The sequence below is a fragment of the Bdellovibrio sp. HAGR004 genome, from assembly GCF_055397015.1.
Genome location: NZ_AP029176.1, coordinates 425,015 through 447,868, shown reverse-complemented (window position 1 = coordinate 447,868; position 22,854 = coordinate 425,015). Strand labels below are relative to the sequence as shown.

Annotated in this window: 21 protein-coding genes; 5 read left to right on the top strand and 16 right to left on the bottom strand. The window is 49.5% G+C overall.

Translation table 11 applies throughout. The features are described 5' to 3' along the window. Positions 1 to 24: 24 nt before the first annotated feature. Genes trmB through ACZ5ZV_RS02380 form a run of 3 tightly spaced genes read right to left on the bottom strand, consistent with a single transcriptional unit; the run spans position 25 to position 2,786 of the window. On the bottom strand, positions 25 to 732 hold the full coding sequence (gene trmB, locus ACZ5ZV_RS02390; protein WP_464119847.1) for a tRNA (guanosine(46)-N7)-methyltransferase TrmB: 708 nt from the start codon (positions 730 to 732) through the stop codon (positions 25 to 27). Beyond that, positions 701 to 1,741, bottom strand: a complete 1,041-nt coding sequence (locus ACZ5ZV_RS02385; RefSeq protein ID WP_464119846.1) for a cation diffusion facilitator family transporter — start codon at positions 1,739 to 1,741, stop codon at positions 701 to 703. Before ACZ5ZV_RS02385 ends, trmB begins: the two co-directional genes overlap by 32 nt. A gap of 43 nt (positions 1,742 to 1,784) precedes the next feature. Further along, positions 1,785 to 2,786 (bottom strand): GGDEF domain-containing response regulator, encoded by a 1,002-nt coding sequence (locus tag ACZ5ZV_RS02380; RefSeq protein WP_464119845.1) that lies wholly within the window; start codon positions 2,784 to 2,786, stop codon positions 1,785 to 1,787. 509 nt (positions 2,787 to 3,295) lie between these two features. Here ACZ5ZV_RS02380 and leuS point away from each other — a divergent pair. Next, complete coding sequence (gene leuS / locus ACZ5ZV_RS02375; RefSeq protein WP_464119844.1) at positions 3,296 to 5,686, top strand: leucine--tRNA ligase; 2,391 nt, start codon at positions 3,296 to 3,298, stop codon at positions 5,684 to 5,686. 83 nt (positions 5,687 to 5,769) lie between these two features. Continuing rightward, on the top strand, positions 5,770 to 7,674 hold the full coding sequence (gene speA / locus ACZ5ZV_RS02370; protein ID WP_464119843.1) for a biosynthetic arginine decarboxylase: 1,905 nt from the start codon (positions 5,770 to 5,772) through the stop codon (positions 7,672 to 7,674). Positions 7,675 to 7,809: 135 nt separating this feature from the next. Here speA and ACZ5ZV_RS02365 read toward each other — a convergent pair whose 3' ends face one another. From ACZ5ZV_RS02365 to ACZ5ZV_RS02350, 4 genes are all read right to left on the bottom strand, one after another. Further along, the gene (locus ACZ5ZV_RS02365; RefSeq protein ID WP_464119842.1) at positions 7,810 to 8,403 is read right to left on the bottom strand and encodes a hypothetical protein; all 594 of its coding nucleotides are present in this window, start codon (positions 8,401 to 8,403) and stop codon (positions 7,810 to 7,812) included. A 145-nt stretch (positions 8,404 to 8,548) separates the two neighbouring features. After that, complete coding sequence (locus ACZ5ZV_RS02360) at positions 8,549 to 9,568, bottom strand: ABC transporter permease subunit (protein ID WP_464119841.1); 1,020 nt, start codon at positions 9,566 to 9,568, stop codon at positions 8,549 to 8,551. Beyond that, positions 9,565 to 10,602, bottom strand: a complete 1,038-nt coding sequence (locus ACZ5ZV_RS02355; protein WP_464119840.1) for an ABC transporter permease subunit — start codon at positions 10,600 to 10,602, stop codon at positions 9,565 to 9,567. Before ACZ5ZV_RS02355 ends, ACZ5ZV_RS02360 begins: the two co-directional genes overlap by 4 nt. Before the next feature lie 138 nt (positions 10,603 to 10,740). After that, positions 10,741 to 12,363 (bottom strand): peptide-binding protein, encoded by a 1,623-nt coding sequence (locus ACZ5ZV_RS02350; protein ID WP_464119839.1) that lies wholly within the window; start codon positions 12,361 to 12,363, stop codon positions 10,741 to 10,743. Positions 12,364 to 12,511: 148 nt separating this feature from the next. Between ACZ5ZV_RS02350 and ACZ5ZV_RS02345 the strand changes: the two genes are divergently transcribed. Next, positions 12,512 to 13,567 carry an agmatinase family protein gene (locus ACZ5ZV_RS02345; RefSeq protein ID WP_464119838.1) on the top strand — a complete coding sequence of 352 codons (1,056 nt, stop codon included), beginning with the start codon at positions 12,512 to 12,514 and terminating at the stop codon, positions 13,565 to 13,567. Beyond that, positions 13,560 to 13,919, top strand: a complete 360-nt coding sequence (locus ACZ5ZV_RS02340; protein ID WP_464119837.1) for an arsenate reductase family protein — start codon at positions 13,560 to 13,562, stop codon at positions 13,917 to 13,919. Before ACZ5ZV_RS02345 ends, ACZ5ZV_RS02340 begins: the two co-directional genes overlap by 8 nt. A 36-nt stretch (positions 13,920 to 13,955) precedes the next feature. Here ACZ5ZV_RS02340 and ACZ5ZV_RS02335 read toward each other — a convergent pair whose 3' ends face one another. From ACZ5ZV_RS02335 to ACZ5ZV_RS02315, 5 genes are all read right to left on the bottom strand, one after another. Further along, a complete protein-coding gene (locus ACZ5ZV_RS02335; RefSeq protein ID WP_464119836.1) occupies positions 13,956 to 14,096 on the bottom strand; it encodes a hypothetical protein in 141 nt (46 codons plus the stop codon). Positions 14,097 to 14,164: 68 nt separating this feature from the next. Further along, a complete protein-coding gene (locus ACZ5ZV_RS02330; protein ID WP_464119835.1) occupies positions 14,165 to 14,323 on the bottom strand; it encodes a hypothetical protein in 159 nt (52 codons plus the stop codon). Positions 14,324 to 14,537: 214 nt separating this feature from the next. Next, positions 14,538 to 15,608, bottom strand: a complete 1,071-nt coding sequence (gene dinB / locus ACZ5ZV_RS02325) for a DNA polymerase IV (RefSeq protein ID WP_464119834.1) — start codon at positions 15,606 to 15,608, stop codon at positions 14,538 to 14,540. Positions 15,609 to 15,640: 32 nt separating this feature from the next. Beyond that, on the bottom strand, positions 15,641 to 16,477 hold the full coding sequence (locus ACZ5ZV_RS02320; protein ID WP_464119833.1) for a lysophospholipid acyltransferase family protein: 837 nt from the start codon (positions 16,475 to 16,477) through the stop codon (positions 15,641 to 15,643). After that, on the bottom strand, positions 16,441 to 17,316 hold the full coding sequence (locus ACZ5ZV_RS02315) for a GNAT family N-acetyltransferase (protein WP_464119832.1): 876 nt from the start codon (positions 17,314 to 17,316) through the stop codon (positions 16,441 to 16,443). The genes ACZ5ZV_RS02320 and ACZ5ZV_RS02315 overlap by 37 nt, the downstream gene beginning before the upstream one ends. Positions 17,317 to 17,433: 117 nt before the next feature. Between ACZ5ZV_RS02315 and ACZ5ZV_RS02310 the strand changes: the two genes are divergently transcribed. Beyond that, positions 17,434 to 17,955 carry a hypothetical protein gene (locus ACZ5ZV_RS02310; protein ID WP_464119831.1) on the top strand — a complete coding sequence of 174 codons (522 nt, stop codon included), beginning with the start codon at positions 17,434 to 17,436 and terminating at the stop codon, positions 17,953 to 17,955. On the opposite strand, the gene ACZ5ZV_RS02305 is transcribed toward ACZ5ZV_RS02310, so the two are convergent. The 4 genes from ACZ5ZV_RS02305 to ACZ5ZV_RS02290 are packed head-to-tail and all read right to left on the bottom strand — an operon-like array spanning position 17,956 to position 22,795. Next, entirely contained in the window at positions 17,956 to 18,969 is a 1,014-nt protein-coding gene (locus ACZ5ZV_RS02305) for an L-threonylcarbamoyladenylate synthase (protein ID WP_464119830.1), read from the bottom strand. A 15-nt stretch (positions 18,970 to 18,984) separates the two neighbouring features. Beyond that, entirely contained in the window at positions 18,985 to 21,534 is a 2,550-nt protein-coding gene (locus ACZ5ZV_RS02300; protein ID WP_464119829.1) for an ABC transporter permease, read from the bottom strand. Beyond that, positions 21,534 to 22,199 (bottom strand): ABC transporter ATP-binding protein, encoded by a 666-nt coding sequence (locus tag ACZ5ZV_RS02295; protein WP_464119828.1) that lies wholly within the window; start codon positions 22,197 to 22,199, stop codon positions 21,534 to 21,536. The genes ACZ5ZV_RS02300 and ACZ5ZV_RS02295 overlap by 1 nt, the downstream gene beginning before the upstream one ends. Further along, positions 22,196 to 22,795: an arylesterase gene (locus ACZ5ZV_RS02290; RefSeq protein ID WP_464119827.1), complete on the bottom strand. Its 600-nt coding sequence runs from the start codon at positions 22,793 to 22,795 to the stop codon at positions 22,196 to 22,198. Before ACZ5ZV_RS02290 ends, ACZ5ZV_RS02295 begins: the two co-directional genes overlap by 4 nt. Between the last annotated feature and the right edge of the window lie 59 nt (positions 22,796 to 22,854).

The window sequence follows — 22,854 nt, the reverse complement described above, 5'->3', positions numbered from 1 at the left end:
GACGCTGGACCCAGCCCCAGGGGCCTAGACAGTGCGGTTGTTTCTTAAACGGACAAAATTGATCTTGATACCTTCACGCAGGAAGATCTTTTCAAAAGCGGTTTCGAAGTTCTGCTCTTTCATTTCTGAATTGTGCAGATCCTGAGTTTCAAAAACGATCTCATACGGGGACTGACGGATTTCATCCATCGCCCACAGGAAGTACACCAAAGAATCTGTTTTAAAGTTGATGTAAGAGCCCGGCTTCTGCAGACGATACAAAAGCTCCAGATTCTGTTTGCACACAAAGCGGTTCTTCGGCTTCTTCGGAGACGTCCAAGGATCCGGGAAATGAATGTACACGTTGTCGATTTCGTTTTCTTCAAACAGCTCATCAATGTTGAAGGCATGAAAACGTGTGATCGCCGCATTCGTGCAGCCCGCGTTCACCGCGCGGCGGATGCTTTGAATCAAAGGTTTGTATTTCAACTCCAGGCCCACCAAAAGACGATCCGGATGAGTCTTGGCGTGATGGGCAAAGTAAGTCCCGTTTCCGGTCCCCACTTCCACATCCATTGGCATCTTGGCGTCTGCCTTAAACACATCAGAGCGCCATTTGCCCTTGTTGAGCGGCGCACGCAGTTCATCAAAGGCCACATGGGAATATTCCCCATTCAAAGCCAAAGTGTAAGCGTTCTGATTCGGTAGGTCTTTTGTGATATTAATTTGTCTTCTTGGAGCCTGAGTCGTCATGGGTCCCTTGATTAGTCGGCCCCGGGTCATCGGTCAAGCTTTTCACAGAGAAGTCGGCCAGAGACTGGAACGGCTGCAAACGAATCGGGCACTGAGCCAAATCACAGTGAGCACAAAAGGATTTTTTACAAGGGTCCAAGTGAAACGCCAGCTCTCCATCAAACTCATAGTCCTTGACCACACGAGCCTCAAACTCCTGGGTCATATCGTGAACCTGAGCCACATCCCAATATTCCGGAACCACCATGTGAGCATCCACGTGGTGGAAACGCCCTGAGCGGATCACACGCATATGATGAATGTCGATGACTCCAGGGACCCGGTTCTTTCTGATCGCCTCAGCCAGAAGCTCCAAGGATCCCAGATCCTGCGCATCCAGCAACCCACCCAGCGATTCACGTACAATTTTGAAGCCGGAATACGCCAGCTGCAAGCCCACGACAATGGCAATGACCGGATCCAGCCACTCAAGCCCCGTCAAAAGCACCAGGCCCAAGCCCACCATGACACCCACGGTGGTCCATACATCCGACAAAACGTGAGACCCACTGGCTTTCAGGGCATCAGAATGATGACGAGTCCCCACCGTTTTCAGATAAAACCCTAGAATCAGATTCAAAACTGCTGCACCACCCACAATCAGCAAACCAGTTTCCAGCTCTTGTGGAGGTTCGTGAAAAAGCAACGCTTTGGCACTTTCGCCGATGATCATGATCGCTGCAAAAAAGATCATCCCACCTTCAAATGCTGACGAAAAGTATTCAGCTTTGCCATGCCCGTAAGGATGATTTGCGTCCGCCGGTTGCGCGGCAAAACGAATCACAAAAAGAGCCACCACCGCGGCAATCACATTCACAATGCTTTCCAGAGCATCTGACAAGACCGCTGCCGAGCCAGTTACTTTGTAGGCCCCAATTTTCAGACTGAAAATCAATACACTGGCTACCGCCGACACCCAGGCCGCGCGCGAACGAACTTTATCTGAAGAAGATGGCATTGCTTTATTCATATATGAGGGTTTTCGTAGATCCCCCCAGGAAGGTCAATAGATATTAGCCCGCAGCCTTACGACGCTTCATCGCCGCTGCTGATTTGAGCTCGACCACCGGGGCCGTTTCGGGTTTGTAGAAAGCCACACGGTTTCTGCCCGCGCGTTTGGATTCATAAAGAGCATGGTCCGCACGACGAACCAGTTCACGGGCACTGATATTTTCCCCAGGAACCGTGATTGCAAACCCCAGGGACGCCGTCAGCTTCATGGAGTCTTCCCCATTACGGAAGGTCGTCTTTTCAATATTCTCGCGCAAACGTTCGCAGAAATACATCGCTCCGGCGTGGTTGGTCTCTGTCAAAACCATCAGGAACTCATCCCCACCGTAACGGGCCGGGATGTCAATATTGCGGGTGTTGGCACGAATGATCTTGCCCACTTCGGACAGCACGTAGCTTCCGAACAAATGATCATGACCGTCATTCACGGTTTTGAAATAGTCCATGTCCATCATCACCACGCAGACATCACGATGGAAACGACGTCCCCGCTCCAGCTCGAAGTCCAGACGTTGATACAGCGAACGCATGTTGTACAGACCCGTCAGGTCATCCGTATCCACAAGTTCCTTGAGTTTTTCATTAGCAAAAAGAAGCTGTTCATGCAGATCACGAATTCGCAACTGCGAGCGAATGCGTGCCAGCAGCTCCAGCGGCACAAAAGGCTTCACGATATAGTCATCCGCCCCAGAGTCCAGGGCTTCGATAATAGCTTCAGTACTGGAGTTTTCAGAGACGAAAACGCAGGAAACATGAGACAAACGCTCACGCACGGATTTTAAAACCCGTAAACCCGCCATCGACGGCGCCATCCAGTCAAGAATCACAATGTGAGGAATCCAGGATTCGATCAGCTTGTGCGCTTCGGCTTCCGTCGTCACACCACGAGCGTCATAGCCTTCCCAACGCAAAGGCTCCAGGAGAATCTCCAGGCTGTCTTTGTCATCGTCGATCACCAGGATACGGCGACTTTTAGGTTGTTTGGGGCTGACTTCAAAACTCATCTACATACCAGTGTAACGTTTGGAATACTGATCGGTTAGTTCCGGGAATTGTTTAGACGATTTTCTAATCATTAGACCAGAAGCGGACTTCGGTCGGGGACCGGTCGGAGAAGGGCTGTGGGAGGGGCTCCGGCGCTTCGGACAATGTGACTGGCCTCCTGCCAATCACCCCTTCGGGGCTTACGCTTCAAAAGGCCATCATGGCCTTTTGATCCTCGCTCGTTGCTGCTTTAGGGCTTCGAGATGGTTTTGCGGCTCGTTGGTGGGCCTGTTAGTTAAGTGGTCTGGGATCACTGCGGAACTTGCGACGGAGCCCCTCCCACAGCCCTTCTCCGGCGCGGCGACCTTGTTTCTTACGCAGACTTAAGACTGGGCGGATTCTTAAATTTTCTGTGATTTTTTGTCGGGTGTTTTTATGCGGTCTTGTGCGGGCTTATTCGTTGAATTGTCTTGGGATTTTCGTTATTTATGGTTGTGGTGTTTTTCTTTGAATTTTGAAGGATGTTTTTATGAGTTTGAACTTCACCGAATACGAAGCAAAGTGGCAGAAAAGATGGGCGGACGCGAAAGCGTTTCAGGCTGAAACAAACAGTTCCAAGCCGAAGTACTATGCCTTGGACATGTTCCCTTATCCGTCTGCTTCTGGATTACATGTGGGTCACATGGCCTCTTACACCCCAGGGGATATTATCTCTCGCTACAAGCGCGTGAACGGGTTCAATGTTCTTCATCCGATGGGATATGACGCCTTCGGCTTGCCGGCAGAGCAATACGCCATCCAAACGGGTGTTCACCCGGCTATCACCACTCGCAAAGCTATCGACAGCTTCCGCAAAACTTTGCAGACCTTTGGTTTCAGCTTCGACTGGAGTCGTGAGATTTCCACCTGTGAGCCTGATTACTACAAATGGACTCAGTTTATATTCCTGAAACTTTACGAGCGTGGACTGGCTTATCAAAAAGAAGTTCCTGTCAACTGGTGCCCGGCTTTGAAAACGGTTTTGGCCAACGACGAAGTTGTCGATGGCAAATCCGAGCGCGGCGGTCACCCGGTGATCCGTGTTCCGATGAAACAATGGATGCTGAAGATCACCGACTATGCCGAACGTCTTTTGAATGATCTGGACAAATTGGACTGGCCGGAAAGAACCAAAGAAGGTCAGCGCAACTGGATTGGCAAATCCGAAGGCGCGCGCATCACCTTCCAGGTTTCTGAAGACCCCGAAACCTTTGAAGTCTTCACCACTCGTCCGGACACTCTGTACGGAGTGACCTTTATGGTGATGGCACCGGAACATCCTCTGGTGAAAAAGATCACTTCTCAGCCACAATACGCGGCTGTGGAAAACTATATTGCTGAAACTGCCAAAAAATCAGAAGTGGACCGTAAAGCCACGACTGAAAAAACCGGTGTTTTCACCGGGGCTCATGCCATCCACCCCATCACGGGCGAAAAGATTGAAATCTGGATCGCCGATTATGTTCTGATGGACTACGGCACGGGCGCCATCATGGCCGTTCCCGGTCACGATGCCCGCGACTTTGAGTTCGCAACCAAGTTCAATATCCCAATCAAGAGTGTTCTGGAAAGTGATCAACTGCCGTTTGAAGGCGACAGCGTCATGATCAACTCTGAATTCCTGAATGGCCTGAACAAGCAAGAAGCCATCAAAAAAATGCTCGACTACCTTGAGCAGAACAAACTGGGTGTGCGCGAAGTTCAGTACAAACTGCGTGACTGGCTGTTCAGCCGTCAGCGCTACTGGGGTGAACCGTTCCCGATTGTTCACTTTGCGGACGGCTCCAAGGGTGTTCCTTTGAACGAGCTTCCTGTGGTTCTGCCTGAAGTGGCAGACTACGAACCGGCTGACACTGGCGAAGCTCCGTTGGCCCGCAATGCTGAATGGGTGAAATACATGGATGGCGACAAAGAAGGTCGCCGTGAAACTGACACCATGCCAGGAGCGGCAGGATCTTCCTGGTACTTCCTGCGCTATATTGATCCTCACAACACGGAAGCTCCTTTCAGCCCCGAGGCTGAAAAGTACTGGATGCCGGTGGATCTTTACGTCGGTGGCCCCGAGCACACAGTCGGCCACTTGCTGTATGCCCGCTTCTGGACAAAGGTTCTTTTCGACTGCGGCCTTGTAACCCACGATGAACCCTTCCAAAAACTGGCTCACCAGGGAATGATCCTGGGGCCCGATGGCGAGAAAATGTCGAAATCCCGTGGAAACGTGATTTCTCCAGAGGACATTGCGCGCTCTCACGGGGCTGATGCTTTGAGAACCTTTATCAGCTTCATGGGTCCGGTGGACAAGGACAAGCCTTGGGCTCCGACCGGTATTGACGGCGTCAAACGCTTCCTGGATCGTATCACTCGCCTGGTGGTCAACGACGATGGCCAGTTGGTGGCAACTCAGGAAGCTTTGACTCCGGAGATTGAGAAATTAGTTCACAAAACGATTAAAAAAGTCACAGAAGACATTGAATCCATGAGTTTCAACACGGCAATCAGTGCCATGATGATTCTGGTGAACGAACTTTACCGTGCAGAATGCCGCTCGGTTTTGGCTCTGAAACCTCTGGTCCAGATTCTGGCGCCGTTTGCTCCGCACTTGGCTGAAGAATTGTGGGAAAAAATGAATGGCGAAGGACTTTGCGCTTTGGCTCCATGGCCAAAATATGATAACACCCTGTGCGCTGATGACACTGTGACTATCGGCGTGCAAGTGAACGGAAAAATGCGCGGCACGATCGAAATTGGCGTGGCAGCTTCTGAACAAGAGGCTGTGGCGGCGGCGAAAGCCGTTCCTCAGGTGGCTTCTGTTCTTGGTGACAAAAATCCCGACAAGGTGATTTACAAAGCCGGGAAGATTTTGAATTTGATCGTTAAATAACTGGGTTCTTTTACCGAAAAGGACCCCTGAAAAACAACATGGGGTCCTTTATCCGGGCCCCCTAGTCGTGAGGGCCAAAAGAGATGTCTAATTGGAGTCCTGAAAAAAGCGCTGAGCTTTATGGGATCAACAACTGGGGCAACGGTTATTTCAGAATTAACAGCGCAGGCAATGTTGCTGTCACTCCTATGGGGGCGAACGGTCCAACTGTGGACCTGCATGAGCTGACCCAAGATCTTTTGGACCGCGGTATTCGCGTTCCTATCATGATTCGTTTTCCGGAAATTATTAAATCCCGCGTGGAGCTTCTGAACGGCTGCTTCCAAAAGGCATTTGCCGATCATGGCTACAAAGGCCAATACCGTGGCGTTTACCCGATCAAGGTGAACCAACAACGTCACCTGGTTCAGGAACTGGTGAAGTACGGTAAAGGTTATTCCATGGGTCTTGAGGCGGGCTCCAAGCCGGAACTTCTGGTGGTTCTGGCATTGATGAACACCGAAGACGCGTTGATTATCTGCAACGGCTTCAAAGACTGGGAATACATTGAAACGGCGATCTTGTCCCAAAAACTGGGCCGCAACACCATCATCGTGGTGGATCGTAAAGAAGAATTGAAAATGATCGTGGACGTGGCGAAGAAGTTCAACACTCGTCCAAAAATCGGCTTCCGCGCAAAGCTCAACACTCAAGGCGCGGGTAAATGGGTTGATTCTTCCGGTGCACGCTCCAAATTCGGTCTGACTTCCACAGAAATCGTCGAAGGTGTGGAGTTCCTGAAAAATGAGGGCATGTTGGATTGCCTGGAACTTCTGCACTACCACATCGGTTCTCAGGTGCCTCAGATCCAGTCCATCAAGTCCTCTTTGAAAGAGGGCGCACGCTTCTACACTGAGCTGTACAAAATGGGCGCAGGCCTGAAGTACATCGACGTGGGCGGCGGCTTGGGCGTGGACTATGATGGTTCTGGCCACTCTGACAGCTCTGTGAACTATTCTGAGCAGGAATACGCCAACGACATCGTGTCTGTACTTCAGACTCTGTGTGATGAAAAAGGCATTCCACATCCAAACATCGTGACAGAATCCGGCCGCTTCCTGGTGGCTCACCACTCGGTTTTGGTGTTTAACGTGATGGGCGTGAACGATCTTCACCGCCATGAACCGCCTCGTCCCGCGACGAAAGGCGATCATTCCATCATGCAGGACATGCAGTACATCTTTGAAAAGGTGAACAAAGACAATATCAACGAGTGCTTCAATGACCTGGAACAGGCCAAACAAGAAACTCTGCAGTTGTTCACTTACGGCGTCTTGAGCCTTGAGCAGCGTGCATGGTGTGAATCCATGTACTTTGCAATCGCGACCAAAATGGTGAAGCTGGCAAAAGCCACTCCAGACTGTGAAGACATCGTGGCCGCCCTTTCCAAAGAGCTGTGCGACACTTACTTCTCCAACTTCTCTGTGTTCCAGTCTGTACCGGATTCCTGGGCAGTGGGTCAGTTGTTCCCGGTGATTCCTATTCACCGTCTGGGTGAAGAACCCAAGCGTGAAGCGACTTTGGCGGATTTGACTTGTGATTCTGACGGTGTGATCGAAAAATTCATCGACACAGCTTCCGGCGAACCGAAAGAGACCATTCGCTTGCATCAGTTCACCGATGGACAGCAGTACTATCTGGGCGTGTTCCTGACCGGTGCTTACCAAGAGATCCTGGGCGATTTGCACAACTTGTTCGGGGATACTGATGCGGTTCATATCTCTTTGAACGGCGTGGGCTACACCATTGACCACTACGTTCCTGGTGACACTGTGACAGAGGTTCTTTCCTACGTTCAGTACGGCCGCTCTGAAATGGTTGATAGCGTTCGTCAGGCGACGGAGGAAAGTATCCAGAAGGGCTCCATCACCAAGCAGGAAGCCAAACTTCTGATCAAACATTATGAAGAAGGTCTTTCCGGTTACACGTACCTGGAAGAGGCTGAGTAAGAAGAATTTTAAGTTCCCAATAAAAAAGGGCTTCTTACGAAGCCCTTTTTCTTTTTCCAGAAAAATCATCGTCCCGTGGAAACCTTTGAGGAACTCTATAAGTCCCTCAACATAGAATTTATTCTCGCTCTGACATTACTGAATCGTCGCCACAAAGGAACTGCTGGATTTCATCTTGGTCGGAATGATCACAGCCGGGCAGCGAGCGTAGTCTTTTTTTGATTTATAAGCTACTCGATCCTGAGACTGTTTGCGGGTAAAACGATAACCATCCGCGGACTTGGCAAAGGAATAAGTAGTGACTGTATCAAGACGCAAAGTCTTGCGACTGGTTGAATAAGGACGACAGTCGAAATCATACTGCGTGTCCTGATACTGGACTGTAGAGTCAGTGTGGGCTGTGAACTCGACTGTTCCATCCGCCAGAATACGACCTTTCTCCTTCCCTTGGGCATCCACCAAGGAACCACCTTGAACCTTCAAAGACACCGGCAGATCATTCCAACCACCAAGGCGGTTGCAGTCATAGAAAGAAAAATCCAACTCCACTTTCTCGGCGGACTGGTGGTAGTTTAAAGCCACCGTGCACTTTAAATCCATGTTTTCATAGCTGCCATCTAGGCGCTCGTAAGAAGCCGTCATAGAACCTGAGCCCTTCAACTCCCCTAACACCTGCGCTTGGGAAGCCGAGAATCCAAGAACAACTAAAATGGAAGCCATGTATTTCATCTAAAACTCCTTTGGACTGGGATGCTGACGCGCCTTAGCCAGAAAAAACAACCAGGCACCTTTTTCCAAAAAAAATGGGTGAACTTTCGTTCACCCACATCATCAAATCTGTTTTTATTTTGCACCAAAATAAGACTGTTTTGCCTTACATTTTTGAATCGAAGGCGTCGCGGACTGCGAAACCGATATTGATCAACAAGGTCAGAGTCAAAACAATCGCCACCATCGGACCCCAAACGATCCACTCTGCAATCGTGAACCATTTTTGGGCCTGAGCCAGCAGCTCACCCCAGCTTGGTGTCGGAGGACGAAGACCCAACCCCAGATAATCCAGGAAGGACAACGTGTTCACCCCACCGGCGATAAAGAACGGCGCAAAGGTCACAATCGGCGTCAAACCGTTCGGAAGGATGTGTTTACCAATAATACGCTTGTGGTCCGCACCAATCGCGCGGGCCGCTTCCACGTATTCACGCTTTCTCAAAGAAAGGAACTGGGCACGCATGTAAGCAGAAATTCCTGTCCAACTAAAGACAGAGAAGAACACAACCAACAATGGCAAGCTTGGGTTGAAGATCGAGATCACTGTGATCAATACGAACAGGATCGGAATACTTTCCACAACCTCAACGATACGCTGACCGAACAAATCGGCTTTGCCGCCCAGATAACCCATCAGGGCCCCCATCGTGATACCGATGGCATAAGTGACAATCCAGCACCCGATAGAGAACAACATCGTATAGCGGAAACCGTAAAGCAGACGAGTCAAGACGTCACGACCACTTTCATCAGTTCCAATCCAGTTGATCTTGGTTGGAGGAGATGGGTAAGTGTCGACCATTTTATTGGCCTCATAAGGGTCCCACTGAATCAGAGGCCAGACTGCCCAGTCGCCCTCTTTCATTTCAAGCTCACGATAGTCCATCACAAAGATGTCATCACGGCCAAAGGCAGTTGGGTGATAGTCCTTAAATAGTGGGAAATACAATTTACCCTGATAGCTCAAAACATGGGGATGATTGTTCGCCCAAAGTTCTGCAGTGAAGCTCACGAAGAACATCGCCATCAAAATCCAGAAAGAGACCACAGCCACGCGATCGCGCTTGAATCGCTTATATCTCTTCAACGTCAATTCATTGCGGATAAGATATTTTTCGATCATTTGAAGTCAATCCTTGGATCAATAAGAACGTAAATGATGTCGCTGAAAATACGGCCCAACATCAACAACATGGATGAAATAAAGGTCAGACCCATGATCACGTTATAGTCACGGGACAAAACGGACTGATAGCCCAGCAAACCAATCCCATCCAGGTTAAACATCTGTTCGATGATCAGAGAGCCCGCCAGGAAGGCACCAAAGAAGCCGCCCAAACCTGTGGCAATCGGGATCAAGGCATTACGAAGAGCATGTTTGAAGACGACCACTCTTTCAGCCAGACCCTTGGCACGTGCCGTACGAACGAAGTCGGACTTGATCACATCCAGCATGGAGTTTCTCATCAAAGTGGAAAGCTCCGTGAAGCCGCCGATCATGTAACAGATCAAAGGCAATACAAAGTGATGGGCGCGGTCCACGATTTTACCCCAAGTCGTCAGGGACTCATAGTCGTCGGAGTGCAAGCCGCCTAAAGGGAACAAATTCAACTTACCCGCCAAAACCACGATCAGGAAAATACCCAAAACAATCGGCGGAATAGAATAAGTCAGATTCAGAATAATGGTTGTCCAGCGGTCGAACCCCCCGCCCGCATTGATGGCCTTACGAACCCCCAATGGGATACAAACCAGATAGGTCAAAAGCAAAGAGGCAATACCAAACTGCAGGGAGACCGGGAATTTACTTTTGATAACGTCGATCACCGGTTCCTGGTAGGTGAAGCTTTCACCGAAGTCCATGCGAACCAGGTTTTTTACCCAGATAAAATAACGAACGTGGATGGGCTTATCGAAGCCATATTGTTTTTTCAAAGCCTCGATAACTTCTTCATTCACGGAGGTGTCGCCACGGGTGTTGATCCCGCCTCCACCGCCGCCGCCCCCACCACCACCGGCAGCGCCGAAGCGGATGGCTTGAAGCTTCTGCTCAATAGGGCTTCCTGGAGCGAGGTTAATCAACGCAAAGGTGACGATGGTAATTCCGAAAAAAGTCGGAATCATCAATAACAATCGGCGAATCAGGTAAACGATCAAGGCCTTACTCCCACAATATGCATTCGATTACAGATTAGACAGTTACGCTGTAATACTAATTTCGATGAGGCGCAAGAAAGAAGGCGTACATTGTACGCCTTCTGGTAAAAAATTAATTATGATTGCGCAGGGCAAAGGCTATTTAGCCTGCAACCACCAGTAGTCTCTACCGATCTCATATTTGAAGGTATCTGCAGGTTTCCCCATACGAGAGGAATTTGCATAAAATGCATACTTATCGTTGAACAGGAACGCATAAGGAGCATCTTCAGCGATCTTCGCGTAAACCTTTTTAAGTGCAGCAACACGTTTTGCTTTATTTGGCTCAACGCGAGCTTGGTCGATCAGCTTGTCCACTTCAGGGTTTTTGTAAGCGATGAAGTTAGAACCACCGGCAACCGCACTTGCGGAGTGCCAGATTTGTTTAGGATCTGGATCTACAGAACCACCACCCCAAGCCATAGTCACAGCGTCGAAGTTCCCTTCGTCAACCAGCTTCAGGAAAGAGTTCCATTCCAAGTACTTAAGATCCATGTCGATACCCGCTTTTTTCAGGTCTTCACGGTACATGGTGTAGTATTTTTCAGTGTCTTTAGATGGGTAGATCAAAGTGAATTTGAATTCCATCTTTTTGCCGCCAACTTCTTTTTCAAGAACACCGTTCTTGTCTTTGTCAGTCCAGCCAGCTTTAGCCAAAAGTTCTTGAGCTTTCTTCGGATTGAATTCCAAAGCCTTGTTACCTGGGTTGTACTCAGAACGAAGGTAGATCGCACCGTTAGCAAGATCAGACATGCCGTAACGGAACTTTTTGTTCATTTCTTCGCGGTTCAACAAGTGAGCCAAAGCCACACGCACGTTCTTGTCCTGGAACAAATCTTTGCGGAAGTTCCAGCCGATGAAACCGTAGGATTTCGGCGCGCTGTTTTCAACTTTGTTCTTGATGATGGTTTTGCCCCAAGGAGCACCCACCGCTTTTTTCATGAACGCTTCAACACGCAGATCAAGGTAATCAAGCTCGCCTTTTTTCGCGCGCTCAAGCTCTACGTTTTCATCTTTGTAGAAACGCATTGTGATCGTGTCGAAGTTGTACATACCAGCGTATGCAACGTCTTTGTTGCCGTACCACTTATCGAATTTCTTCAAAGAGATCAGCTGACCACGGTCAAACTTGGAAAGAACGTAAGGACCCGCGCAGATAAGCTGGCGGTTCATTTTTTTGGACTTTTCAACATCGCTGTAGATCTTCTTAGGGATTACAGTCAAAGTCGCCGCAGATTCGAAGTTGTTGAAGTAAAGATCACGAGCCGTGAAACGGATTGTGTGAGCGTCGATAACTTCGGCTTTCGTCAAACCTTCATAGTACGGACGCAAGTGAGCAGCTTCGTACTTAGGCTCAAAGATCGCGTCGAAAGAGAATTTCACGTCGTCAGCCGTGACTGGCGTGCCGTCGTGGAAAACTGCGTCTTTGCGCAGGTGGAACGTGAATACTTTATTGTCTTTGGAGATTTCCCACTTTTCAGCAAGACGTGGTTTCCAGTCGTAAGTTTCGCTATCACGAGTCGCCATGCCGTCACACACGTAGTTTTGAACATAACGTGAGTAAGCGTCTGTTGCTGTGATCGGATGAACCGTCGGAGGCTCACCGCCAAGATTGAAAACGAAATTTCCGCCTTTTGGTGCGTTCGCATTTGGTGCGGCTGCAAAAGCGGGAGCTGTCAAAGCTGAGCTCAATACAAGAGCCAGGAGTCCCTTCATATTCATTGTGTATCCTCCAAGGAATTTCGCTGGGAATTTAAGTGGTTCCCAAAGTTGGGTTAAAATGGGTTATGCGACAAAAATAATCAAGTTATTGCTCGATTGACGCCGCGCTTAAATGCTATACCATTGGGGCTGATTTAAGGAGTAAAAAATGTCTGAAAAGACTACGAAATTTGATCCCACAACCACCATCTCTGCAGAGTTCGGAATCTTCGGAATTCCTATGACCGAAGAAGAGTCCAAAGTCGTCTTGGTCCCTGTTCCCTGGGAAGTGACAACGTCCTATGGCGAAGGCGCCTCTCGCGGCCCAAAAATCATCCGCCAAGCCAGTGAACAGATTGATCTTTTCGACATCGAAGTGGGTAAAGCCTACGAGGTCGGCTACCACATGCGCGATTTCCCGGAAGACCTGTGCACTATGAACGACAAGTTCAAAGCTGTGGCTCAGGAATTGATCGAAATGCGAACAAATCTCAGCGAAGACGAAGCCAAAATGAATAAACTGGCCGCTCAGGTCAACGAAGCCTGCGAAGAGATGAGCCAATGGGTCTATGACCAGTGCTCAGACGTCCTGAAAAAAGGTAAACTTCTGGGGCTAGTGGGCGGCGACCACTCCACCCCGTTGGGGGCCATCCGTGCCGTCAGCGATAAATACAAAGGTGAGTTCGGTGTTTTGCACATCGACGCCCATGCCGATCTTCGCAAAGCCTACCAAGGATTCAAACAATCTCATGCTTCCATCATGTACAACGTGATGACTGATGCTAAAAAGCCTCAGAAGCTGGTTCAAGTCGGCATCCGTGACTTCTGCGAGGAAGAATACGACTTCAGCAACTCCCGCGAAGACATCAAGGCCTTCTACGACCTGGAACTAAAGCGCCGCATGCTCAAAGGCGAAACCTGGGAACAAGTCTGCAAAGACATCATCAAAGAGCTTCCTCAGAATGTGTATATCTCTTTTGACATTGATGGACTGGACCCGGCGTTCTGCCCTCACACAGGGACTCCGGTTCCGGGCGGTTTGAGCGTGGATCAGGTGTTCTTCCTGTTCCGCGAAGTTCATGCCTCCGGTCGCAAGATCGTGGCCTTTGACCTGAACGAAGTTTCCACTGGCGGCCTGTCCGAAGAAGAGGTCGAGTGGGACGGCAATGTCGGCGCACGTATTTTGTATAAGATGTGCGGTTGGCTGGTGAAGAGTCATGCTTAAAGTTTACGAATACGCCAAGTGCTCCACTTGCGTGAAGGCTTTGAAGTTCCTCGATGGCAAAAAAGTTAAATACGACAAGTTGCCCATCGTCGACAAAGCGCCCACTCAAAAAGAGCTGAAGGAAATGCTGGCCGCCCTGAAAGAACGTGGCGGCAATCTTCGCAATCTCTTTAACACTTCCGGTGTGATGTACAAAGAGATGAAGCTCAGTGAAAAACTTCCTTCAATGAGCGAAGCGGAGGCGATCAAGCTGCTTTCGGAAAATGGCAAGCTTGTGAAACGCCCGTTTGTGATTGGCGAAAATGTTCATCTGGTCGGCTTCAAAGAAGACGATTGGAAAAAAGAGTTCTAAGAAGACAAAAAGGGATTCAGCAACTGAATCCCTTTTTTAATGGCGTGGACGATAGCTCGGAGGACGTTTTTTGTTCACTTCCTCCTCGAAGAATCCATGCTTTTTAAAGCGCAGGATCAACAAAGCTCCCCCGAAACTTAACGCCAGCACCAGAATCACGACAGACAGGCTGATCATACCAACCTCCTCTCTTCGCTTCCTGATTCTTACACAGGAAAATGTGAGCAAATAGCAGAAGTGTCGTGTTAGTTCTTGTTTTTAAACAAGTTAGAAATTCTTTGCATCCAGCGCTTCACTGCACGCCGCAAGGGTGTCGCATCCGACATATCGTCCAGATTCACCAGGACGTGCAGGACCACGATCATCACCGTGACCAAGGCCATAGAGCCTGGAATAAGGGCCAACGCCGGTGAAAGTCCTGAGAGCTCTTCCTGCAGGATTCTAACCGAGATGGCCTGAATAACGAAACAAAGTGGCTATGAGAAGGCCAGATAAAACCATCTTCTTCATAGGGGTGTCCTTTCTAATACAAACGAAGCCGTTGTGACTCCGTTGCTTGGCAAAAAGGATCTAAAGCAACAGTGATGCCAGAAAAAACGCACCACTTCTTCTGTTGGATTAGATGGCAAATTTCAATTGAGAGGAATCTTCATCTGTCGTGGATTTCTTTTGGGAGCCTAAGCGAACTCCCAACCCCACCAGGCGCACGGGCACCGCACGTCGGTTCCAGGCCTTTACTAAAAGACGTTCAAAATCCTGCAGCGTGGGAAGCTCCTGAAAGACCTCCTCATGAGTGGTTTGTTTGAAGTCGAAGAATTTCAACTTCACCACCATGCCCTTGATGCGATCATGATACTGCCCACGATCCATGCGCAAAACAAAGTCCTCGTACAGAGAAGGCAGTGCTTTGGCACAATCCTCAAGTGTCTGCAAATCCTTGTTAAAGGTTTCTTCCACCGTCAGGGACTTTCGCTCCCACTCAGTGACAACATCACGATTGTCGATCCCCCGGGCGAAGTCATAAAGTTCCGCCGCCCGGGAACCAAACCAATGTGAAAGCTCCAAGACCGAATACTTCTGAATGTCACCGCAGGTGTACAACCCCAGATCATTCATTTTTTGTCCGGTCACTTTACCAACCCCGAAAATTTTCCCCACAGGCAGATCCTTCACGAAGGCCTCTACATCCTGAGGGCGGATCACAAACTGACCGTTGGGTTTTTTCCAATCGCTGGCTATCTTAGCCAGAAACTTATTCGGAGCCACCCCGGCTGATGCCGTCAACTTCAACTCGGTAAAGATCAAGCGACGGATTTCCTGCGCAATCAGGGTTGCACTGCCACCAAACAGCTGGCAGTCCGTCACATCCAGATAGGCCTCATCCAACGACAGGGGCTCAATCTTGTTTGTGAATCTTTCAAGAATTTCGCGAACTTTGCGGCTTTCAGATTTATATAAGTCAAAATGCGGAGGAATCAAAATCAACTGCGGGCACAGGCGCACGGCTTGAGACGACGGCATGGCAGAACGAACCCCGAACTTGCGAGCCTCATAGCTGGCAGTGCAAAGAACACTTCGGGAATTCGGTGGCCCACCGATGCCCAAAGGCTTCCCCTTGAGCTCAGGATGGTGCTTCACCTCCACCGCTGCATAAAAGCAGTCCATGTCGATGTGAATGATCTTCCTCATTTACATATTATTTACACATCAAAGGAACTAAATCAAGTCGGATCTGCTTCCATCTCGGCCGGAGGCTGGGCCTCGATCGGAAGTCCCTTCACCGGAACGAACTTCGATGAAATCATCAGATGAACTTTGTCGGCAATCAAACCACGGTCATCTTCCGGGGTGGTATAGACAGGCTCCAGGAATTCGATTTCACCTTTAACGGATTTAAGCACCGCCGACTTCCACATCGAAGTCACAAACGGAATGTCACCATACCAACAAAGGTGATCCCGCCACTTCAATGAAAACTCTTCGCCATTCACTTCACGGAAGTTGATCACCACGGGCTGAATGGGAACCCCGGCCTGAGCCGCCGCCATCATCAGGGTCTTTTTAAATGGCAGGACTCTCTCTCCGTTTGTGGATGTCGCCTCTGGATAAAGCACCACGCGGAAACCGGCACGCAGGGCCTTTACGATGGATTTCATCTCTTCCAAAATTTTTGTGCGGCTGCGGCGCTCGACGTAGATACAACCACCCATTTCAGTGAGCGTTCCCAAAAAAGGAGTTTCACGCATTTCATTGGAAGTCACAAACAGCATCGGGTGGCAGGAAGCAAGCATCAAGATATCAACAAAGCCCATGTGGTTGCTGACTATCAGACACTTCTGGTCCGGCGAAGGTTTATTGACGACTTTCAGATCAAGATTGAAGACTTTAAGAATCAAGCCTGCAAAGAAGTTAGAGTTGCTGGAAAAACGAATCAGTCGCTTATGGGGATCCCGCACCACCAAGTGGCAAATAAAGGACCACACCATAAACGTCAGAATGATGATAACAAAAACGGTCAGTTTTATGACTCCGCGGAGTCCAGCTTGAATCTCTTCCACAGGGTCCTATTTAAATCTTCCCGGTGAAGAATGGTCAAGAAGTCAATGCACTGAAACTCGCGATCCCAGGCCGGTTCCCCGCCGATATAGGCCCCCGCCTTCAGATAAGCACGACATAAAGGAGGAAGAAGTTCCTCGGCCTGAGCTCTCTGAGTCTCCGTGAGAGGGCTTCGGACTTCTTCTAAAAAGTGATTTAACATAGGCATGGTGTATGCCAGAGTCGGGCGCGTGCGCAGTCCCGGCACCACCCGACCTTGCTCTTCAAAGTATCGGGTCAGCAAGGCCGCATCACGTGGGTCATCCGTTTTCACTGTGGCACAGCCAAAAAGCATTTTAGAATCCGAGGCCGCCATGTACTCCGCAATCCCTCTCCACAAAAGAGAAATCAAAACCCCGCGGCGGAAGTCTTTGTGAATGCAGGCACGGCCCAGCTCTAACTTCACACCCGGCTGCGCCAGAATTCCGTTCATCATAAACTCTTTGGCCGAATAAAACTCATCGGTAAAGAGGGAGCAGTTCAGGCGATAGGTTCCAATAATGCGATCGCTGCGTTTTTCCTTGATGATCAGATGATCACAATCAAAATCAAACTCATCAACGTCCACTCCTGTCGGAGCTTTCTTCCCCTGCATTTCGCGGTGAAAAACCTCGTAACGCAAAGTCAGGGCCTCTTTCAGTTCTTCCACATCCGTCACCGTCTTGATTTCAAACGGTCCGACATCGGAATGAATCTGGATTTTGGCTTTGAACTTGTGAATGCGGTTCAAACGCAATTGATAGAAAGACTGCAAATTCAAAGAAACACGTTCCAGACTGGCGTAAGCAAGTGAGTTGATCATCAAGGCCCCTCCCCTTTTGGATCTGCCTCAGTGTAGCGGGATTTGTTTTTCAGAATTGTCAGAACTCGATCAGGATATTGTTGGCATTACCTTGAAGATCCATGATATGACCAGCTCATGGGTGAAGACACATTCAAAAATACTCTCAGTCATTTGCAATTGAACGAAGAGGCTCGGTCCTACCTGAAAGAAATCATTCAGAACCTGCCTCAGGACCTTGCTCCAGATCACCCCGGTTACTACTCGCACGAAACCATCGAAAAACTTTACACTGACGCCGGCGAAAGACTGTCGCGGCAGTTGGCTTCCGTTTCCGGCACCATCGATTTTGAAGAGCTTCGCTCTGCTTGGACCATCGTGGTTGTGGACTATCACCGCAACAACAACTGGAACTATCCCGTCACAGACAAGAAGCCTGAAAAAATTCTGACCCAGGAACAAAAAACCGCCCGCGAGCTGTGGCCTTATATTCTGATCATGACTCTGGGGCTGCTTGTTTTAAAAACCAGCTTCTTCTATTTCGGAATGCATTCTGCGGCAGCTCCCAGCACCACCAACACGGTCATGCTGGTGGTGACTCTTGTGGCGTTCTTCGGCGCCCTGGGATTCTTTATATGGAAAAAGAACAAGAAGGACTGATTAAATAATCAGAGAAGCCGCCTTGTTCAGGCGATCAAACAAGGATTCCCAACGTTCACCCTGTTGATGAGCTTCGCGATAAAACAGGATGCAGTCCTTGCCATGGGATGCCGATTCGCGCAGATGCCCGTAGAGCTCGCGCGTGGCCAGCAAAGGATCCGCCGACAGTTTCAATATTTCATAAGAATGAATACCGCCCTTGGGTTTGATGATCTTGATACTTTCGATTTCATCGGGCAGATCATTCATCTTGGTATTTACTTCCGCCAAAACACTTTCGGGGCTGCGCTGCGGGTCCAGACACACAATCAGCGGAACTGGTGGCATATAGTGATGCTTCATGTGACCCGGTGATTCCCTTTTGTCCACCTGCTCTATAAACTCGTAGGCAAGTCCTTTATTTTTTAAAACCTGTTCCAGATCAGATTTCAAAATGTGCCCACGGCGCAAAATCGACAAAACTACTTTTTCTGGACGGTGTCGCACCAACAATACGGTCGACTCGATACCGATTTCACACTCACCACCATCGACGACAAAGACATTTTCATTTTTGAATTCCACACGCACATGGCTTGCCGAGGTGGGCGAGGTTCGGCCAAATTTATTCGCACTGGGCGCTGCCAGCGGAACACCCACCTGCTGCAAAAGCTCCAGAGCCAGGGGGTGGTTCGGCATACGAATCCCCACCGATTCCAATCCCGAAGTGATCATGGAGTTCACCGACGGATCACGTGGCAGAACCATCGTCAAAGGTCCCGGCCAGAAGGCCTCGGCAAAGGCTTGGGACGCTGGCCCCCAGAAGGCGGTCACCTTTTTGGCTTGTTCAATTGATGCCACATGCACGATCAAGGGATCGAAGAAGGGTCTTTCCTTTGTAGTAAAGATCTTTTCAATGGCTGAGGGGATATCAATACGGGCAGCAAGCCCGTAGACCGTTTCGGTGGGGAAGCCAATGACTCCCCCTTCTTCTAAAATAATTTTTGCCTTAGCCAAGGCTTCGTTCGGCGTCATGGTCTGTTTGTACCACTACTTTTCCTCGCGGAGAATACCTAAAGCACTTTCCCGGACAATATCCACACTGGCCAGGAAGGAAATCAGCAAACTTAAACAGGTGATAATCACCACCGACAACAAAGGCTGTACCAGCGACAACCTGAATTCACTTTCAAATATGAATGTATTCAGCCCAAAACTGACCAACACGCTCAAGGCGGCCCCGAAAAACGAGGCAATGAAGGCCAAAAACGCAAACTCCGTCAGAATGAAGCTTGCGACCTCACCTCCGGAAGCGCCCAGAATCTTCAACATGTTCAGTTCCCAACGGCGCAGCTTGATCTGACTTCGCACGATCGAAAACAAGACGATGTATCCGGTCAGCAACGCCAGGCCCGCCATCAGCTCCAAAGACCAGCTCATCTTTTCTGCGGTTTTAAGAACATCATCCACCGTGCGAACCACATCGATGATAGATACGTTGGAAAACTGCTGCGCCAACGCATTTTGCAGATCAACCCTTTGCTGTTCTGGCAGGAAAGGAATGGCCGAAATCCACGACTTCGGAGCGTCATTTAAAACACCCTCCTGAACCAAAATAAAGAAATTCGGCTGGAAACTTGTCCACTTCACTTTGCGCAGATTGATGATCTCACCTTCCACCTCCACGCCCTGCACATCAAAGACCAGAACGTCTCCCAGCTTAAAGCCCATGCGATCGGCGAAGCGGGTTTCCACCGACAGTTCGGCACGCTTTTGTTTGTCCGGGTCAAACGGCCCTGAGAACGGCCGCCCCTTGATCATGATCTCTGAGCTCGACAGCCCTTCGCGGTAAGACAGATTCATACCTCGATTGCGGAAGCGGGCTTCGCGTTCTTCTTCGCGGGTTTTAAAGCCCTGGCTTTCAATCTTTCTTTCATAGTCCTGGCCGTTGACCTTCAAAATACGCGCGCGCACCAATGGTGACCTTGCCAGCGGTGTCACATTTTTTTCTTTTAGAACCTGATCAATGCCCGGCCACTGTTCATCCTGAATATCAAACATGAACAAGGATGGAATTTTGGATTTTCCTTCAAACTGAAATTCGGCCTGCAAAGAGTTTTTCAACTGGGGCAGAATATTAATCAGCAAAGCACCCATCCCCAGCGCCACAAAGACCGCCAGGCTGGCTCCTGCACGTCGGGAAAGACTTAAGAAGCTGAATTTAAAGAACCAACTATGCAATCCCTTGATCAGGCCTGCGGCTTTGACTGTCACATAACCAATCAACAACAATGCCAAAACCACCAAAATCATGGCACCGATAAACAAGCTGCCAATTTTCCAGGAGTGCGCCTGATAGACCGCCAAAAAATAGAAAAGCACCAGACATGGCAGGAACGTCCAATAACGTCTTTGCCCTTCCCCGACAGCAAACTTTTCTTCGCTGAATAATTTTGCCGCGCGAAGATCAAAGATTTTCATCAGGAACGGGATACTGACAACAAAACTGCCAAAGACCGCCATGAAAAGACAAATCACAAACGCTTCACTCGTGATAGTGGGATGCAGATCAAACGGCGTAAAACTTCCTAAGAGTTTACTTAGAAGGGGCAGCACCAAAAGACTGAAAAGCATCGTCGGGACTGTTGCAATCAACCCCAGCATCGAGGCCTGCAGAATATACACCCCAACGGCTTGCCCGCTTTGCAAGCCCAGAGTGCGAAGGATCGCAATCTCCTTCATGCGCGTGGAAAGGAACAGACGGTAGATGTAGGCCGCCCCCAACGCTGACATGAACAATGCCACAATCGACACCAGCCCCAGATAGTCCGAAAGATAACCCAGCTGTCGACCGGAATCCTCTCCTGCGGTCGCCGGGGTTTCCACGTTAATTTGTGGATCGTTCAGCACATTGTAAAGCCCCTCTCGCACCTGGGCTTCCACAGATCCTGATGGCAGCAGAAATAAGTGCGCCAAAGAAAAGGTGCTGCCATACTGAAGCAGACCCGATTGCGGCAACAACTCACGATTGATAAATACACGCGGCGCAAGACTCGCAGCACGGAAGGTCTGAGTCGCATCCTTCTTGACCAAATCAGAGATCTGCAACTTGAGCTGCCCCAGTTGGATTTCATCACCGGCGTCCAATCCCAGTTGGGATCTTAGTTCCGGATAAATCCAGGCCTTTTGTTCTTTCAAAATATCCTTATTGTCGCTGGTCGAGGTGATCTGACGACCGGATTCCAGTTCCAGCTCTCCATAGAACGGATAGGTGCCATCCACGGCCTTAACCAAAACCAGACGCGAGCCCTTGGAAGAACTTAGCATCGCAAAGAACTCGTAGATCTTTCCTTCTTTGGTGCCCGCAGGCAGAGCCTGGCGCATCTTCGCAGTTTCATCTTCGGTCAGCTCACGACGAGCCGTCACAGCCAGATCCGCTGAAAGGATGGCCTTGGAGTTGGCCTGGATTTCAGTTTCCAACGCCTCATTAAAGGCCTGGAGGGACACAAAGCCCGTCAGCCCCAGACTTAAATTGAAAATAAAGAACAAGCCAAAGCGCCAACTGCGCAAAAGCTCTCGGCAGGCCAGTCTTAACAACATTATGCTTCCCTCAATTGGCCGTCTTCAAGGCGCAAAGTGCGTTCACATTTTTTCGCCAACGCTTCACTGTGTGTCACCAGCAAGGTCGTGATCTTGTGTTTGCGAACGATATCAAAGAAGACATCCATGACCTTGTCACCCGTGTGCGTGTCCAGATTTCCGCTGGGTTCATCCGCTAAAAGAATTTTTGGTTTTACCACCAACGCCCTGGCAATCGCCACACGCTGGCACTCCCCACCGCTCAATTGACTTGGGAAGTGAGTCAATCGATGCCCCAATCCCAGTTCACGCAAAGCCTCTTCGGCTCGTTCGCGCGGGTTGTCCATTTTCAGGATCTCCAACGCCAGCATCACGTTTTCCAAAGCCGTCAAGTGAGCGATCAGGTGATACTGCTGAAAGACGACAGCAATGTTTTGCGCACGAAACAAGGTCATCTGTTGTTCTGTCATCGGGGTCAGGTTGATATTATCCACAAGGATTTCCCCACGATCCGCACGTTCCAAGCCAGCCAAAATTGACAGCAGCGTGGACTTTCCGCTTCCCGATTGACCGACGACGGAAACCACCTGGCCGGGTTCAATGGTTACGTTCAGGCCTTTGAGAACCTGGATCTCGGTTTCGCCTTGGTTAAAACCTTTACGGACATCTTTCAGGATCAAGCTCACAGGGCCCCCTTCAAAGCTGTAAAAACATTGTCAGCAATAATTTTGTGACCTTCTTCATTTGGATGAATTCCGTCGGCCAGATTGTATTTCGGATTTCCCGCCACCTTATCCAGGATGAACGGAATGAAAGTGACCTTGTACTTCTTCGCCAAGGTCTCGTACATCTTTTTGAATTGGTCGGTGTAGGCTTTGCCATAGTTCGGCGGCATGTACAGGCCCCCTAGAATGACCTTCACCTTTTGCCCTTGAGCATACTCTATCGCCTGAGCCAGATGCTTTTCGCTGTCTGCAATCTTAAGACCCCGCAGGCCATCGTTCGCCCCCAAGGCCAGAATCACCGCATCGGGCTTGGACTTAAAGACCCATTTCATACGACTGATACCAGACGCTGTCGTCGACCCACTGACGCCGGCATTGATGACGGTCCACTCCTTTTTGCCAGCTTCATGCAGCTTCTTTTCAAGCACCGCCGGAAAAGCCGCCTCTTTAGCCACGCCATAACCTTCAGTGAGCGAATCACCCAAGACGACTAGTTTTTTTTGAGCAAATGAGAAGGAACTAAAAGTAAGAATCAGAAGAAATAAAAAAGGTCTCATAGGGTTCCTATGAGACCTTAGTTTTGAAGACTATGACAAGTCCAGCTTCGTCAAAGTAT

Excerpts from the sequence above, each read along its gene's own strand:
- ACZ5ZV_RS02365 (WP_464119842.1), bottom strand. The coding sequence starts at position 8,403 with ATGAAATACATGGCTTCCATTTTAGTTGTTCTTGGATTCTCGGCTTCC.
- speA (WP_464119843.1), top strand. The coding sequence starts at position 5,770 with ATGTCTAATTGGAGTCCTGAAAAAAGCGCTGAGCTTTATGGGATCAAC.
- ACZ5ZV_RS02380 (WP_464119845.1), bottom strand. The coding sequence starts at position 2,786 with ATGAGTTTTGAAGTCAGCCCCAAACAACCTAAAAGTCGCCGTATCCTG.
- ACZ5ZV_RS02305 (WP_464119830.1), bottom strand. The coding sequence starts at position 18,969 with ATGACGCCGAACGAAGCCTTGGCTAAGGCAAAAATTATTTTAGAAGAA.
- ACZ5ZV_RS02340 (WP_464119837.1), top strand. The coding sequence starts at position 13,560 with ATGCTTAAAGTTTACGAATACGCCAAGTGCTCCACTTGCGTGAAGGCT.
- ACZ5ZV_RS02350 (WP_464119839.1), bottom strand. The coding sequence starts at position 12,363 with ATGAATATGAAGGGACTCCTGGCTCTTGTATTGAGCTCAGCTTTGACA.
- leuS (WP_464119844.1), top strand. The coding sequence starts at position 3,296 with ATGAGTTTGAACTTCACCGAATACGAAGCAAAGTGGCAGAAAAGATGG.
- ACZ5ZV_RS02360 (WP_464119841.1), bottom strand. The coding sequence starts at position 9,568 with ATGATCGAAAAATATCTTATCCGCAATGAATTGACGTTGAAGAGATAT.
- ACZ5ZV_RS02315 (WP_464119832.1), bottom strand. The coding sequence starts at position 17,316 with ATGATCAACTCACTTGCTTACGCCAGTCTGGAACGTGTTTCTTTGAAT.
- trmB (WP_464119847.1), bottom strand. The coding sequence starts at position 732 with ATGACGACTCAGGCTCCAAGAAGACAAATTAATATCACAAAAGACCTA.
- ACZ5ZV_RS02310 (WP_464119831.1), top strand. The coding sequence starts at position 17,434 with ATGGGTGAAGACACATTCAAAAATACTCTCAGTCATTTGCAATTGAAC.
- ACZ5ZV_RS02345 (WP_464119838.1), top strand. The coding sequence starts at position 12,512 with ATGTCTGAAAAGACTACGAAATTTGATCCCACAACCACCATCTCTGCA.
- ACZ5ZV_RS02300 (WP_464119829.1), bottom strand. The coding sequence starts at position 21,534 with ATGTTGTTAAGACTGGCCTGCCGAGAGCTTTTGCGCAGTTGGCGCTTT.
- ACZ5ZV_RS02290 (WP_464119827.1), bottom strand. The coding sequence starts at position 22,795 with ATGAGACCTTTTTTATTTCTTCTGATTCTTACTTTTAGTTCCTTCTCA.
- ACZ5ZV_RS02335 (WP_464119836.1), bottom strand. The coding sequence starts at position 14,096 with ATGATCAGCCTGTCTGTCGTGATTCTGGTGCTGGCGTTAAGTTTCGGG.
- dinB (WP_464119834.1), bottom strand. The coding sequence starts at position 15,608 with ATGAGGAAGATCATTCACATCGACATGGACTGCTTTTATGCAGCGGTG.
- ACZ5ZV_RS02385 (WP_464119846.1), bottom strand. The coding sequence starts at position 1,741 with ATGAATAAAGCAATGCCATCTTCTTCAGATAAAGTTCGTTCGCGCGCG.